Raw genomic sequence first — 16334 nt, forward strand, 5'->3', positions numbered from 1 at the left:
GAGCACATTTTCCCAGCCTGGTAGTTTGATCATCAGCAGCAATGCTGGCAAAACGGGTTAAGAAACTTCCTCCTCGAAAAAGAAGGCAGTCTCCCCAAAAGCCGGTTTTAGTTGATCGAACCACGTAGCATCGGGATCAAATCGTGCGAAGAATGGTCTTTGCACCCAATCCGGGTTTCGTGCTTGGATAAAGCGTAAAACAAACACCTTTTCTCCTCTAATTTCAGCTACACCGCAGACCTCAACTTTCCCCGGATCTGCGCTCATCGAAGGTCCTCTGGCGGTTCTAGCAATACCTGAGACTTGTTTGACAGCGTCCCGGTAAATTTCCCACGAACGTATAAGAGGTACTTCAAAATACCGGCGAGCCCCGGTATCACGTTCGATAAACATATAGTAAGGAATAATACCTAGTTCAACTTGCGTCTGCCAGAGTCGCGCCCAGATATCAGCAGAGTCATTGATATGAGCCAGCAACGGGCCCTGACTACGTATTTGAGCGCCTGTTTTTCGAACACGACGAATAGCCTCTCGAGCAATTGCAGGTTCAAGTTCCGCCCAATGATTATAATGAGCCATTAACGCTAAGTGTTTCCCATGCATGCTAATCTTCCTAAATAGATCAAGAAGTTCACCTGCGTCGCTATCAGTCACAAACCGCTGAGGCCAGAAAGAAAGCGCTTTCGTACCAATTCGGATAGTGTGGATGTGCTCGAACTCAGGAGTCAAAAGAGGTTCTAGATAAGCACGTAGATTGCTTGTCTTCATAACCAGCGGATCTCCACCAGTAATTAAAACATCAGTCACTTGAGGGTTGGCCCGAAGGTAATCCAACAGCTGGGTGTTTTCCTTAGCAGCAATCTTGAGCGATTGGTCTCCAGTGAATTGGGCCCAACGGAAACAAAAAGTACAGTAGCTATGGCAAATCTGACCAGCGCTTGGGAAAAAAAGCACAGTCTCACGATATTTGTGCTGGACACCAGTTACCGTCACGCCAGACAGTGAAGGGATGTTACGCTCAAGCTGTCCCGCTGGATGAGGGTTCAGTCTGGCTCTAACCTCTTTTATCGCAACCTCACACGTTGTACGGTCGGAATTCCTTAAAAGTAAAGATGATACTAGATCAAAAGACTCTTTATCCAGCATATCCTTCTGGGGGAAGGTAAGTTGGTATATAGGGTCGTTGGGAATATTGTCCCAGTCGATCAAGTTCTTTATAACATATTCGTTGACCCGAAATGGCAAGACGCTTGCCACAACCTTCATCTCCCAAATAGTCTGGCTGTCTAATTTAGCAAGCTGAGAAATCTGGTCAATTTGTTTCAAGGTATAAACCTTGAAACGTTCAACCTCTGATTTGTTTGTGAAGTCTTCAACACTTACCGCTATATTTTCTATAGAATGCATGATTAGTAGCCAATAAGATTCTTTAATGGAATATAGGAAATGATAAAATACGGAACTGTCTTGACCTAAAATTAATACGCGATCACATATAATATCTGATGACGCAATGGGATTTTAGGCATATAAACTTAATCAAATCTCAACAAGGTTAGCGTGGGCTAACCAAGAAAGCGCAACCTCCAATTGACACATTTTTCCACACTAGTAACACTTGCCGCATGAAAATCAGCGACGGTGGACAAAATCTACAATTCTCCCACAAGCCTCTTTAATTTCAACTTCATTAACGGAAGCAATTGATATTCGGATATGGTCCTTCATACCGTAAGAAGAGCCCGGCGTGGTAGAAACAGATTTTACGTTGAGGAGATCGTCTACAAATTGGGCATCCGAATCCCAAGTAGCACCCAATACGCGGGAAATATTGGGAAATAGGAAAAATCCACCCTGCGGCATTACAATATCAAACGTAGTGCTTAATAACTGATGGCAGTAATAGGCTCGGTGTTGCAACTCATCAACGCGCGCTTTAAGAATATTTTTAGGCAAAGCGGTTGCTGCCAGGGCACCGTGCTGAGCAAATGTACAAGCATTATCCGTCATGACGCCCTGAAGCGTGGAGCAGCGATTGATAATATTTCTATCCGCGAACATATAACCTATTCTAAAACCAGACATGGAGAACAGTTTTGAGAACGTACGTGTAACCACCAGCAGGCTGGTATCCACCATAAGATCCAGAGGACTAACATGTTCACCGCTACCGAAAACGATGCCTTCGTAGGCTTCGTCGGAAATTAGCAAAAATCCAAACTCTTGAGATAAGAGCACCAACTCTAGAACATCTTGTCGACTTAGAACCGAGCCGGTGGGGTTGTGCGGTGAGTTAATGATCAACGCCCTAGTTTTGCTAGTGACCAACTTACGAATTTCAGCTATGTCGATACGCTTAGTGCCCATTTCATAATCGACGGCAATGCCCTCGTTAAGCTCTATGTCAGCTATATAAGCGGGCCAGCATGGGTTCGGAATAAGAACCTCGTCACCTTTGGATAATATGCATTTCATCAACATAAACAAAGCCTGACTCGAGCCATTAGAGACTAAAATCTCGGTTGGGTCGTACAACTTACTATGCTGTTGAAAACACCTCTCGATCAAAGCATTTTTTAAAGGCTCTATGCCGGCAAGATCACAATAGCCAGTATGTCCATTCGTTAAGGCGTTAATCGTCGCGCGAGAAATTTCCTGTGGAACTTCAAGATTGAACTCACCATCGTGCATCTGAATTAAGTCGCCCATTTGAGGACTTTTACTTAAGACCTGCGACAACTTCTGACTCGGGCTTAACATAATCTTCACCAACTGTAATTATTTTAAATGTCGCAGCATCTGCCGCGAGTAGACTTCAGTGAAAAAAGCTTTTGCCGACGGGCCCAAATCCTGGGACCAGAAATCAAACATTAGATTTACACGAGTACATTTACTATGGTTCCAAGACTCATGCTGAAAAGTCGTATCAATGATTACTATGTCACCAGTTCTCCAACTAACTATCTCTTCCCCGACTCTCAGCCCAGACATACCATCATCAGAACAAAGTATAGGTAGATGTAACGTCAGCATAGGATAAACATAATCTAGATGCGGTTCAATATGACCGCCCGGCTCTAGGCTTGAAAGCACAACCTCTCTGATAGTCGCACCTGGCACAACATCCTCAACAAAACGAATAGTATTTGGTACAAGGTCAGCGTATACAGCAACTTTTTGACCACCTTTATAAAGTGGAATTGATTTCCACAAAGGGTCGCCATGAAAGGGGTATTTTTCTTGCGTGTTCTTATATTTATCATAGAGCTGGATTAATTCTTGCGTCATCTCGGCGAGTAGAGTATCAACGCCTGAGAGAAAGCTGAAACCGTCTTTAGACCAAAGAGGCTTTCTTGGTCCAAACAACGACTTAAACCCATTAATATTTATATTCGTAGCATAAGGTACAGGCGTAACATTCTTAGACAGGCCGCTGGATAGGCGGCTAGGTAATGATGATTTCCTTCCACAACATTCCAACTCTATTAGGTCAAGGACACACTCACGTATTTTATCATCGATATCGCCAAGTTCATCTAATACATCGTGCCACAATGTGACAACCGGCTCCCGCCACTTTAGAGCAGACCTGCAGGCAATCACTACAGTCGCATATAGCCGGATTATGAGGTAAATGAGTAATAACTGGCTCGATCCTAAAAGTCCAAATCCCACTAACTCGGTTCTGTAATATAGCCCCACCACCAAAGTAAAAATAGAGAGAGGAACGAGCCAACACACGCAGCTATTATAGCGCCGCACGGCAGAGTAAGGTACGACGATATTAAGGATATCGAATTGGGAACGAATAATCGGCCAGGAGCTGACGGAATATAGAAGAAAAAACAGCAAGCAGCAGTAAGAAACGGAATATATCGACAAAAAGTCGTTCGCAACAGCTAGAATAAGCAATATATATAACAACAAGCAAGCTATCACGGATATACTGTGTTTCAGTATATAATTTATGCCTCGAATGCCGTATAGATTTCTCATGTCGCAACCTGCTCCGAAGGCTCGTATCGAATCCATCTAAATAAAAGTAGAGAGAACAGCGCTAAAAGTCCGAGCGCTAAGCCACACCATATACCAGCTGCTGCTAGGTCAGTATAAAATGCAAAAAATAGAGCTAGCGGCAGCCCCACTAGCCAAAAACAAATAATTGAGAGCAGCATCGGAATAACGGTCTTTTTCAGTCCCCTAAATATACCGAGCAGGACCATTTGACTACCATCAAAGAAATGGAAGATTCCTAAGATGCTGACAAAGAGGCTAGAAAGCATGATGAGTTCGTCATATACACCATCATCGCGAGCAACAAATAACTGAACGATATCATTAGAAAAAATAATCAGACTAGAAGATGTCACAGTGAGTACTATCCAACTGAGCCATAGAGCACTCCATCCTGCGTCACTAGTCCGCCGCGAATACAAACCTAAAGGTGAGCAGAGGCTTATTCTTGTGGTAGATGCTTGAGAAATACCATTAGGTATTGTAAATACAACTTGAAGAACTTGCATTGCGATACCATGAGCAGCCAATGCAACGACTCCAAATTTACCCACTACAATTGTGAGGATGAAGAAAAACAGCGTGTCGTTTGCTTGAGTTAAAGAGACCGGAATACCGTTTTTTAAAATAGGCAGCATCAACCGCCATCTCACTACCATCAATTTTATGCAATGCCGACGCTCCCTAAACTGCGGATTCATTAAACCGAATGTGATCAGCAACATACAAAGCAGAACGTTTGTTAGAGTCGTGGCTATACCTGCACCGAACAAACCCAAGGGGGGTATCCACAAAAACCCAAATATTAGAATCAGGTGCGCAACGAAGTTAAATATCGACGCTATAATAATTGAGATAACTGCATATCGAGCTGTCCCCATTATAGATAAAACATTTCTGAGGTGTACAAATAAAATCGCTGGTCCAATGCTCCACATCAGGCTACTCATATATCTCTGGGCCTCGAGAGACAAAAGAATATCCTGGCCGAAAAAAACTAATATCTCTTTCGTAAAATAGAGTATTGATAAGCAGATTAAAAATGCAGCTACTATGAGTTGAACGCAACTGGTTGATACCGATATATATTGTTCTTCTTTTTCCTTAGAGCCCAACGCATCAGTTACAAATGGGACTATAGAGACTAGCAACCCGGAAAATAATAAAAACAGGAGATAGTAGAGGCCCTGTGCCAAAGTCGACGCAGCCAACGCCTTTGTACTTATCCATCCAGCCATTATTACGTCCGTAGTAGCAATAATCACATGCGCGATATTGCCGAATACAAAGGCAAGCGAGAGCCGGAAACTCTCGCGCATCTCGGATGTATATCTACGGGAAAGCCTCGCGGCACGATTATATATCAGTGATGATGTCAAGACTGTACTCCCGATCTAGGTGCTTAGATATATCCTTGGAAATCTGTACTCTTTTTAGCCATCGATCCGTTCCATCGTACCTTGGTGTAAATTGCGGCCTGCCGTGAGCGCACTTGTAGTTGTTGATAAATAAAACCTGTGCTTCATTCATTGATAAGTTAAAGGTGGCTGACTCAACCAGCTTGATAAAATCCTTAAAAACTAGTTCTTCACACTGAGACATTTTGCTGTAGTCAACGTAGACCGGATCATAAATGAAGCTGTAACCTTCGGCTGGAGATTCTTGCAATACCGCCGCCTCTAGAGCTTTCGGCTTATATTCGATCGTAGATGGTCGGTCGGAAAGAATTGTATAACGATTCTCAGTTAACCTATGTTTGAGTGTTGCATCAATAGTTGAGAAGTCTGGGCAAGACAGTAAGTTAGGGATTTTATCGTCGTTTCTTACGCATAAAAAACCTAGCATATCTGCCCTATAGGCTAGAGCGGGGTCCTCAGTATGAAGTTCTAAATGCACAGAACCACTCCCCAACTGCTTATTTCTATCTTTGAATATGGGGAATATTTCTTGAATAAGCTTACCGTTCTGTAGGTCGCTATAACCGAAGACATCACCAACATGCCTTGAAAGCTGAAGAAACAAATCATCGTAGCTTGAATGACAGTCGTCTTTCCAATGTTTCGGCGTTGGTCGCTGCTCATTGGCTTTAGGGAGGTCTAATACTATTATGTCAGACGAAAAACTAAAGTCCTCTTTAAATTGAGCTACAACAGCATCTGGCTTTAACATCGAGTAGTCTAATTTAGTAAGTATCATATCAACACCGAAGAAATGGTAAGTTAGATAGTTTCAAAGCCACGAAGTGCAGTGAACCACTCACTCGTCAATTTAGCTCAAGAGATTTCAAGCGTTTTATGATCATAGCCGAGCACAAACTTCTTTGAGCCTAGTTTATAAAAGTACTGGTTATTCAGAGGAATCTTCCCAAGCTTTGTGGTGTAAACATACTGTGGGACACTGAAACCAGTTTCATAACCGTGCAACTGTTCCATAATCTCAAGGCCTTTTTCTATCGACGTCCTAAAGTGCGACACGCCTTGAACGTTGTCCGCGTGGTAAAGGTAATAAGGTCTTACCCTGCCTTTCACTAACATCCGGTTCAACGTTCTAAGAGTTTCGACGTCATCGTTAACTCCACGCAACAGCACGGTCTGGTTTTGCACCGGTATCCCGTGGGAAAGGAGTTTATCTACCGCGCTTAAGGCCTCAGGAGTCACTTCTACGGGATGATTGAAATGAGTGCTAAACCAGATCGATTTGAATTCAGACAACATCTTACAAAAATCATCTGTTATCCGCTGCGGGAGAAAAACCGGATATCGCGAGCCAATTCGTACAAAATCGACGTGGGGGATTGCATTGAGCCTAGATATAATACTATGCAGAAGCTTATCTGGAAGTATTAGCGGGTCGCCTCCGGTGAGTAATACGTCGCTGATATTTTTGTTATTCGCGATGTACTCTATGTCTTGATCATATGAAGCGGGAAGTTCTTTGTTGTAATAAGTACCTGATTTATCAGTTGTATGGAACTTTCTAGTACAATGCCTACAGTAAACTGGACAAGTATCCGAAACAAGGAATATGACTCGGTTTGGATATTTATGTACGACGCGCCTGGTTTTCATGTAAACCATATCACCCACCGGATCTACATCCTCCTGCTGATTGCTCTCTTCAACTTCTTTTGGGTGGGGTATGCTTTGCAGCCTAATCGGACAATTCTCATTGGTCTCATCCATCAATGATGCATAATAGGGAGTAATCATCCACTTATACTGGCTCTCTGTTTGCTCAATCCCCCTCAACTCCGTCTCACTGAGTGTCACCCAGGTTTCCAGCTGAGACTTGGTGCGGATGGCATTCTTCATCTGGAACTTGTAGTCACCCCATTGGTCGGAAGAAAGTAAATCCTGTTTACTCAAAGTGTCCTTTGCAATAATCATTTTATTATCCTTGGATGGTAGGGTGACTGATAAGATTTTTGTCAACATCTGCAGTTTTTGAGGTCGTCCATCCGCCGCTATGATAGTCGAGACCTTGTATCTTATATCGACTAGTTGGAAGCCCAAAGCCGAGCTCTTGGAATATCAAAGCAGCATTATTTACTGCATCATCTTCTAGAGGAAATGGCTTGTTATCCAGGCTCTCATTCATGGATTGAAGTACGTCAAATATGAGTCCGCCTATACCTGACCCTTCGGACATCCTCATTTTTGGTCGCCGAGTGATATAATCTGGTAATTCGAGAGAGAAGGCGTCTCTAAGCAAAGCTTTCGTAAAATAATCTCTTACATGAAATTCCATTGGTAACGAGATTATAAAATCGAAAAGATCTTTATCAAGAAACGGCACACGGCATTCCACCGTATTGAACATGCTCATTCTATCCACACGTTGTAGATCAGTTCGATACAAGTTCCTAACCTTATGTAATTGAAGTGCACGACGGTCACTGACCCCTTGAAAGAAGTCATAACCAGCGAATAGCTCGTCACTTCCATCTCCAGATAAAGCTATACGTATGCCGTCTTCTTTCATCCGGGAGAAAGCAGCATTTATAGTTAATGCATCAGTTATATCCACAGGCTCAAACTGTTCAGACACATATATGTATGCTCTAATAGATTGCATGAGGTCTGCGCGTTCAACATCACAAACAACTATTTTTATACCGAGTTCTTTGCATAGTCTCTGAGCGAATATTACGTCAGATGAGCCAGCCACGCCTACCGTGTAGGCGGTGACGTTATTATGATATAGGTTAGCAAGATAAAGAATAATCGCGCTGTCTAGCCCGCCAGAGAAAACTACTCCTACCGGAAGATCCGTATTAACTTGGCGTTTTACCGAAAGGTGCAGTAACTCGTTGCATTTAGTTACCGCGGACTTGCAATCTAATTGCCGCTCTATGCTTTCGCTAATTAAATAATATGCTTTTTGTCGACCATCCTCCCAATAATATCCGGGGAGAATATCTTGGGTCTTGTTGGTCAGCCCAATCAGTGCTTTCAGTTCCGATGCGAAATAGAGGACAGATCCCACTTGAGCCCAGTATAGAGGCTTTACGCCCAACCGATCCCTCGCAGCAAAAACAGTGTTGTCTTCCGGTGAGTAGATAATAAAGGCGAATATTCCATTGAACCGGTTCAGACAAGACCTTCCCCAGTGAATATAGGCTCTAAGAACTAGCTCAGTATCTGAGCAGCCTAAAAACTCCACACCTTGCGATAATAAAATCAATCGCAACTCATCTAGATTATAAATCTCGCCATTAAATATAATTGCGTGGCCAGAAATTTTATCTATGAACGGCTGATTATTTTCTTCTCTCTCCACGATAGGCAAGCGATTGGTACCAATAGCAGCATTAGAAAATATAAAACGCTCTCCAAATCTTTCAGCCGCGCCTCTATGAGAGATTTTCCCCAACATTTCTAACAAAGTAGCCTCAATGTCGCGCGGTCCATCAGAACTAGTAGGGGTTTCAAATATTGCAGCTATCCCACACATCTAGCACTCCCCCAATAATTTGTCTTCGCTATATTCAGACACTTCGATTTCAATATTTTTCTCATACTCTTTATGGAAGTGAAGTATCTCGTCTATAGAAGTTGCCCTCACCCACATCTTAGCGATATAAGCTTCTTCGTTCTCTACATCGAAGAATCCATCTTTGTGCCCGTTAGTAGTAGGCAGTACCTGCGATAAAATCTCACATGCAGAATCAATTTCTGGGAGCTTTATAGCTTTGATGTAGCCTGAGCGATTTGGATAGAATAGGAGCATCGCGTATACGGCATCCTCCGGCAAAATCGGAAGGTCATTCGCCAAATAATGCCCTATGCTCACTGGCTTATTTGTTAGGTAATTTACGTTTAAATAATACGCATCACATGAGCACAAATCCTTAAGGGCTTCGTCCACGAAGAACCCGCCCAGCCTAGGATTTACCTCAATCACCTGGGGGCCGCCTGTGGATAATTTGAACTCAACGTGTAAAAATCCGTTCTTTATCTTCAGCGCTTTTATAGAATTGCTAATAGCTAATACTATTATCGATATCTGGTCGCTGGAAAAGCTTTGAGGTGGTGTGACTATGACCTTTTCCAATACCGTATTGGCAGTATTACTTGTTATCATCTTTTCGAATATTAGCATCGGGTGAATGCTACCGTCGATAACTAAGCATTCTAAAGAACCTTCAGGCCCCTCGATGAATTCTTCAATCAAAACGGAAACACCCGGAGTATATAGAACTGGGCCTTCCTCTGAAGAGCTAAGCCATTTTTTAGCTCCTGAGAAAGAACACGCTCCAGGTACGTCAGGAAATCTTTGTATGAAATGATTGTATGCTTTTTCAAGACCCTTCCGGCCATCACATATCGAGACAAACGCCGAGCCGCCTCCGTATACTGGCTTCATCATTACGGGAAATATAAGGTCATCAATAGTTTCGAAATCCCCGTTGAAGAGCCGGAATCTTACTGGCTTAACACCTTTTATATTGCTAAGCTGTGAACGCATTAGGTGCTTATTATTACAGTTCTCTAGCGGCTCGGCGCTGTAATATCTGAGCCCGTATTGACTAGCGACCTCTTCAACTACATGGTTAGCGTCCCCACGCGGGGTGACATGCGCTGGGTAACAAAACAATCCTTTCACGTTGTATGTGCGACTTAAACGTTCTATTGCACAGAGCACTTCGCTAGTTTCAATACTATCTACCAAGACAACTTCGTCACTTTCATCGCTGGACTCCCTGATGTTTTTGCTATCTTTTGCGATGATTGTTATGCATCTGATACCCTCTTTTGCCGCCGCTTTAAAGTGTAGTTTTCTATATAAATACAATGAGGTTGATAGATAATCGTTGTCGATAAAAATTAATATTCCGGGCTTCATGTGTAGCTCCATGATAATTGGCGTCGTTGTGTAATAAGATAGAGAGCTCACGTATGCACCATATGTCACACGGCTATCGGTAGAGATCTTTTTGGAATTGCACTAGTGTGCTGTTCTCGTAATAATTTACCCATGTGCCTGTGACGCCAACGCCTCGCAGGCGCGCTGAATTTTGTTCAAGATATCTTCGCCCTTGGCGTTCCAGACATACCGTGTCGGTTAAGCATTTCGAAGCGCCAGAAGCGTGATAATCGAAGTCTCCAGTTCGCGTACCGATCCGAAACTGCCGTCAGGCAAATACACCGTGATGTCACGATAAAAACGCTCGACCATATTCATCCAAGAACTGGAAGTCGGCGTAAAATGCATATGGAAGCGTTTGTGTTTTTCCAACCACGCCTTCACCTTCGGATGCTTGTGGGTCGCGTAGTTGTCGACGATCAAATGCAACTGAAGACGTTTGGGCGTTTCTCGATTAATTTTCTTGAGAAACCCCAGCCATTCCTGATGCCGGTGATGTGATTCGATAGTGCTGATCAAACGGCCCTGGAGATAGCCCAGAGCGGTGAACAAGGTGGCGGTGCCATGACGCATATAGTCATGCGATTGCGTGCGGATATGGCCAACCCCCAAGAGCAATCCGGGCTGGATACGTTCAAGTGCTTGCACCTGGCTCTTTTCATCGCAGCAGAGCCCCAGAGCCTTTTCTGGCTGGTCGAGGTAGAGGCCGATGACGTCCCAGAATTTCTCTTCGAAATTAGGATCATTGGACAGTTTGAAGGTGCGGGTCAGGTGGGGTTTCAAATCATTAGCTGCCCAAATTTTATGCACGCTGGTGGCCGAAATTCTCGCCGCTCGGACCATGCTCCGACAGCTCCATCGAGGCTCGCCAATACGTGGTTTAGTGACTTGCTCAATGACGCGCTGCACCACCTCAAGCGGCAAAGAAGGTTTGCGGCCCCGGCCCGGTTTGTCGACTAAGCCTGCCATTCGATGATCCAGAAAACGTTGGCACCAACCGCTGATAACGGGAAGTGAAAGTCCGGTCAGTCGACCGATTTCGACCCGTGTGCAGCCCTGAGCCGCTAACAGAATGACTCGAGTTCGACGACCGTCGCGCTGACTGATGATGGCTGATCGCACGCGCCGGCTCAGTTCGGCATTTTCTTCTGGGCTTAAGACGATTTTGGCGGTGTTCATCGGCGTTTCTCCGAACGTTGGATGACATAGGAAGTGTAGCCAAAATTGGCGAAGGGTTAATTCGAAAACAGTACACTAGCTTTAGTTTTATCGATCAATCACCAACTTATATCTGATTTGAGTTCTCACAAATTCATTTAATGTTATACGCGCTGCGCTCAGCTCTTTTATAATAAGTGACTGCTCAGTTAAACCTGGAAGCGTGTTCGTTTCCAAATAGACCAAACCACTATTACTACAAATGAAATCTGAACGACTATAACCTTGACACCCCAATGCTTTGTGCATCAACACACTATTATGCTTTAGGTCTTCGGAAAGAACATGCTCAATATCATCATCTAAAATTATTTCTTTAGTTTTATGTGAAATATATTTCTCATTATAATCAAATTCCGTTTCAGTCAATATCTCAATAGGCGGTAATGCAACCACATTGAATTCATCATCACAGATAACTCCACAACTAAACTCTCTACCATAGATTTTATGTTCAACCATATACTGCTGATCACTCTTAATTGCCTCCGGAACTGAAGCATATGAATCGTAAGTATAAATACCTATACTGGATCCTCCCCGAACTGGCTTGCATATAAGCTCGCACTCTGCCTCCTTACAATCTCGACTTACAACTTTAGGAACGGCTAGATTATTCATTTGAGCCGTCTTTTTAGAACTATATTTATCGAAAGCCAGCATGCAAGATCTACTAGATGACCCTGTATACACGAAGCCTAACTCTTCCAATTTAATTTGAATGCCTCCATCCTCACCAAACATACCATGAAGAGCAATGAAAAATATTGCATCTCTTGGAAGTCCAACTACTAGCGATCCCAAGTCACTTCCCCCTCCCCCTTCTATTTCAAATTCAAACTCGGTCTTAAAGTCAATAAATTGCTTTTGCAGTACTTCTTTACTTACAAAGTGATACCCATAATTTTTGTCCAAAAATATATACAGTTCAAAATCATATGCCCGTGAGAGGTTCAACGCTGATGCAATCGAAACAAATCGCTCGCCATCAACACCTCCAAACAGAAGCACACTGCAGCAGCTATTGATATTGATTAGAGACCCCTTCTTCACTTTCATTACAGCACCTTAATTTTCGCTTCCCCTCTGAAATTTTAAGTTAGTACCAATAAATAGCTAACGCAAATTTATAACTCGATTTTCAGATATCACTTCATGCAATGAAGCCCTTTACCTGGACAGCAGGAGGATCCAACTTAAATTAAAATAATCCTTTTCCTACAAATTGAATAAACAATAAAACAAATCCTTTAAACTCACTATCATTGTTCCCAACTCCAAACATGCGTCTTTCAAGGCCATTGTTGAGTCTTGATCTATTAAACGCTTTTTAAACAGATCCCTATATTCGTGCTATCACGTAAATACCCAAAATCAGCAAGATCCTGCACACTGCGTAGAACTATCACCTTCTATGAGTGAGCCCACCCTCGGAGCTGGGTGTTGGTTAGGCATTTCTGGTAGACATCAATTTGAAATCAGCCAAAGTGATTCGGTGTATTCCTTGACCTCAATCACCCTCTCCCCCGCCCACCTCGGTTACAGCCGCACAAGCCCAACAACTGCGGGGCGTTGCTGAGGGTGCAGCAAGTTGTCGCAGGCTGCCTTGAAAACCCATCTGATCCGGTTTTTATTCAAATACCTGAGCCTGTTATGCAAACAGTTCGCCGGGCATAGTGCTCCTGCCTGATGGAGGCTGATGAGCGAAAGACCATGAGCGAACAAATACCCGTCCAGATACTTGAGTCATTTGAGGCTTCTCGACCACGAGCCGCAAAAATAAATAACAAGTCCAGCGACAACATGATTCACACCCGCAGTTTCACCGGCCTGTTCCGTACCCTGCGAATAGTGGGTACAGGCCTGCTGTTTTTGCTGTTTTTTGGCACGGTCTGGCTGAATTGGGACGGCCGTCAGGCAGTCTTGTGGGACCTGTCTGAAAGTAAATTTCATATTTTCGGCGCGACTTTCTGGCCGCAGGATTTCATTCTGCTCTCGGCCTTGCTGATTATTGCTGCCTTTGGCCTGTTTGCGATCACGGTGTTTGCCGGGCGCGTATGGTGTGGTTACACCTGCCCGCAAAGCAGCTGGACATGGCTGTTTATGTGGTGCGAAAAGATCACCGAAGGTGACAGAAACCAGCGCATAAAACTGCAAGCCGCGCCCTGGCGCTTGAACAAGATCCTGCGCCGCACGGCCAAGCACTCACTGTGGCTGGCAATAAGCGTAATGACTGCGCTGACCTTCGTTGGCTACTTCACCCCGGTGCGGCCACTGGCCACTGAGCTGCTGACCCTGGAAATCGCCGGGATCAGCCTGTTCTGGATGCTGTTTTTCACCGGTGCCACCTATATCAGCGCCGGCTGGCTGCGTGAGGCGGTGTGCATGCATATGTGCCCGTATGCCCGCTTCCAGAGCGTGATGTTCGACAAAGACACACTGGCCATTTCCTATGACGTGGCCCGTGGCGAAAGTCGTGGCCCGCGCAAACGCGGGGTAGAGCCCAAGCAAGCCGGGCTGGGTGATTGCATCGATTGCCATATGTGTGTGCAGGTCTGCCCTACCGGGATCGATATCCGCGATGGCTTGCAGATGGAATGCATCGGCTGCGCTGCCTGTATCGATGCCTGTGATTCGGTGATGGAAAAAATGGGTTACGCCCCGGGTCTGGTGCGCTATACCTCCGAACACGAACTGCAAGGCGGCAAAACCCATCTGTTGCGTCCGCGCCTGATCGGTTACGCGGTGGTGCTGGTAGTGATGATCGGCGCGCTGGTGATGGCCCTGAACATGCGCACCATGGTGTCCCTGGATGTGATCAAGGACCGCGGCCTGTTCCGCGAAAACAGCCAGGGCCAGATCGAGAACATCTACAGCCTTAAAATCATCAACAAGACCCAGGAACCGCAGCACTATCGGGTGTCGTTGCAAGCCGACGAAGACTTCCAGTTGCAGGGCAAGACCGAGCTGACCCTGGCCGCGGGTGAGATTGTCGATGTGCCGGTGTCTGTCGCCCTGTTGGCCGACCGCCCGAAAAGCAGCTCTCAGACCATCGAATTTGTGGTCACCGATACCGATGAGCCAAGTGTTCGCAGCGTGGCCAAAAGCCGCTTTGTCGCACCGATTAACCGTTAAGTTGCAAATACTCTGTGTGGGATCGGGCTTGATCGGGATAGGATCGCTGCGGTTTATCAGAAACACCGCAGCGCCTGTATCGCGAGCAAGCTCGCTCCCACAGACACAGCACGCAGTGCCGCAAGCCCCTTCGGACCGAGCCTTATCCCAATGAAACGCTACGAAAAATTCGCCGACGATATTGCCGAACTGATCCGCTCCGGGGTGCTCGGCCCCGGCCAGCGCGTACCCTCGGTGCGCTATGCCAGCCAGACCTACGGCGTCAGCCCCTCGACGGTATTTCAGGCCTATTACCTGCTGGAGCGCCGTGGCCTGATCCGGGCCAAGCCGCGCTCGGGCTACTTCGTCAATACCCATGCGCCCAGCCCGTTCTGCGAGCCGGTGTTCAGCAGCCATGTCACCGAGTCCACCCAGGTGGATGTCAGCGCCCTGGTGTTTTCGGTGCTGGACTCGATCAAGGATCCGCACACCGTGCCCTTCGGCTCGGCGTTCCCCAGCCCGATGCTGTTTCCGCTGCAACGCCTGGCCCGTTCGATGGCCACCGCCAGCCGCGAGATGGACCCGCGCATGGTAGTCACCGATATGTCCCCCGGCAACCCGCAGCTACGCAGGCAAATCGCCCTGCGCTATATGGTCGGCGGGCTGATGCTGCCCATGGAGGAACTGCTGATCACCAATGGTGCGCTGGAGGCCCTGAACCTGTGCCTGCAAGCCGTCACCGAACCCGGTGATCTGGTGGCCATTGAAGCCCCGGCGTTCTACGCCTGCCTGCAAGTGTTGGAGCGGCTCAAGCTCAAGGCCGTGGAAATCCCGGTTCACCCCCGTGACGGCATCGACCTCGGGGTACTGGCACAAACCCTCGAACGGCACCCGATCAAGGCCGTGTGGTGCATGACCAGCTTTCAGAACCCGATTGGCGCGACCATGCCCGAAGCCAAGAAACAGGCACTGGTCGAGTTGCTGCGCAGCCATCAGGTGCCGTTGATTGAGGACGATGTCTACGCCGAACTGTATTACGGCCAGCACCCGCCGAAACCGGCCAAGGCCTTTGATACCGAAGGGCTGGTGATGCATTGCGGCTCGTTCGCCAAAAGCCTGGCTCCGGGCTATCGCATTGGTTGGGTGGCTGCAGGGCGTTATGCGCAGAAAATCGAGCGACTGAAACTGATGACCTCACTGTGCGCTTCGATGCCCGCTCAGGCGGCGATTGCCGATTACTTGCAGCATGGCGGCTACGACCGGCATTTGCGCAAGTTGCGCTATGCCCTGGAAGAACAACAGAGCGCGATGCTGGCGGCAATTGGGCGTTATTTTCCGGCGCAAACCCGGGTCAGCCAGCCTTCAGGCGGCTACTTTCTGTGGCTGGAACTGCCTGAACAAATGGATTCGCTCAAGCTGTTTCAGATGGCGTTGGCGCAAGGCATCAGCATCGCGCCGGGGCCGATTTTTTCGGCTACCCAGCGTTTTCGCAACTGCATCCGCCTGAACTACGGCAGCCCGTGGGACGCCGCCAGCGAAAAGGCCATGGAGACGCTGGGCAAGATCGTGCGTTCGTTCTAGAAAAACACCCAATCATTTGTGGGAGCGGGCTTGCTCGCGAT

Annotated in this window: 11 protein-coding genes and 1 pseudogene; 2 read left to right on the forward strand and 10 right to left on the reverse strand. The window is 46.3% G+C overall.

Going from position 1 to position 16334, the window contains the following annotated elements; translation table 11 throughout:
* Positions 1–57 precede the first annotated feature (57 nt).
* The 10 genes and pseudogenes from ACZRMH_RS19630 to ACZRMH_RS19675 all read right to left on the reverse strand — a co-directional run bounded on the left by ACZRMH_RS19630 (position 58) and on the right by ACZRMH_RS19675 (position 12657).
* Complete coding sequence (locus tag ACZRMH_RS19630) at positions 58–1407, reverse strand: KamA family radical SAM protein (RefSeq protein WP_464014844.1); 1350 nt, start codon at positions 1405–1407, stop codon at positions 58–60.
* A gap of 225 nt (positions 1408–1632) precedes the next feature.
* Positions 1633–2709 (reverse strand): pyridoxal phosphate-dependent aminotransferase, encoded by a 1077-nt coding sequence (locus ACZRMH_RS19635; RefSeq protein WP_464014845.1) that lies wholly within the window; start codon positions 2707–2709, stop codon positions 1633–1635.
* Between the two features lie 69 nt (positions 2710–2778).
* Entirely contained in the window at positions 2779–3555 is a 777-nt protein-coding gene (locus ACZRMH_RS19640) for an aspartyl/asparaginyl beta-hydroxylase domain-containing protein (RefSeq protein ID WP_464014846.1), read from the reverse strand.
* A gap of 437 nt (positions 3556–3992) precedes the next feature.
* Positions 3993–5333, reverse strand: a complete 1341-nt coding sequence (locus ACZRMH_RS19645; protein WP_464014873.1) for an MATE family efflux transporter — start codon at positions 5331–5333, stop codon at positions 3993–3995.
* 37 nt (positions 5334–5370) lie between these two features.
* On the reverse strand, positions 5371–6183 hold the full coding sequence (locus ACZRMH_RS19650) for a hypothetical protein (RefSeq protein WP_464014847.1): 813 nt from the start codon (positions 6181–6183) through the stop codon (positions 5371–5373).
* Positions 6184–6287: 104 nt separating this feature from the next.
* Positions 6288–7400 (reverse strand): arginine 2,3-aminomutase, encoded by a 1113-nt coding sequence (blsG, locus tag ACZRMH_RS19655; RefSeq protein WP_464014848.1) that lies wholly within the window; start codon positions 7398–7400, stop codon positions 6288–6290.
* A gap of 4 nt (positions 7401–7404) precedes the next feature.
* Positions 7405–8967 carry an asparagine synthetase B family protein gene (locus ACZRMH_RS19660; RefSeq protein ID WP_464014849.1) on the reverse strand — a complete coding sequence of 521 codons (1563 nt, stop codon included), beginning with the start codon at positions 8965–8967 and terminating at the stop codon, positions 7405–7407.
* The gene (locus ACZRMH_RS19665; RefSeq protein ID WP_464014850.1) at positions 8968–10359 is read right to left on the reverse strand and encodes an ATP-grasp domain-containing protein; all 1392 of its coding nucleotides are present in this window, start codon (positions 10357–10359) and stop codon (positions 8968–8970) included.
* Positions 10360–10485: 126 nt separating this feature from the next.
* A pseudogene (locus ACZRMH_RS19670) lies at positions 10486–11559 on the reverse strand (IS630 family transposase).
* An 87-nt stretch (positions 11560–11646) separates the two neighbouring features.
* On the reverse strand, positions 11647–12657 hold the full coding sequence (locus ACZRMH_RS19675) for a D-alanine--D-alanine ligase family protein (RefSeq protein ID WP_464014851.1): 1011 nt from the start codon (positions 12655–12657) through the stop codon (positions 11647–11649).
* A 654-nt stretch (positions 12658–13311) separates the two neighbouring features.
* Here ACZRMH_RS19675 and ccoG point away from each other — a divergent pair.
* Both ccoG and mapR read left to right on the forward strand, forming a co-directional pair.
* Positions 13312–14733, forward strand: a complete 1422-nt coding sequence (gene ccoG, locus ACZRMH_RS19680) for a cytochrome c oxidase accessory protein CcoG (RefSeq protein ID WP_464014852.1) — start codon at positions 13312–13314, stop codon at positions 14731–14733.
* Between the two features lie 150 nt (positions 14734–14883).
* The gene (gene mapR / locus ACZRMH_RS19685; RefSeq protein WP_464014853.1) at positions 14884–16293 is read left to right on the forward strand and encodes a GntR family transcriptional regulator MpaR; all 1410 of its coding nucleotides are present in this window, start codon (positions 14884–14886) and stop codon (positions 16291–16293) included.
* The last annotated feature ends 41 nt before the right edge of the window (positions 16294–16334 follow it).

The sequence above is a fragment of the Pseudomonas sp. B414 genome (genome assembly GCF_055408445.1).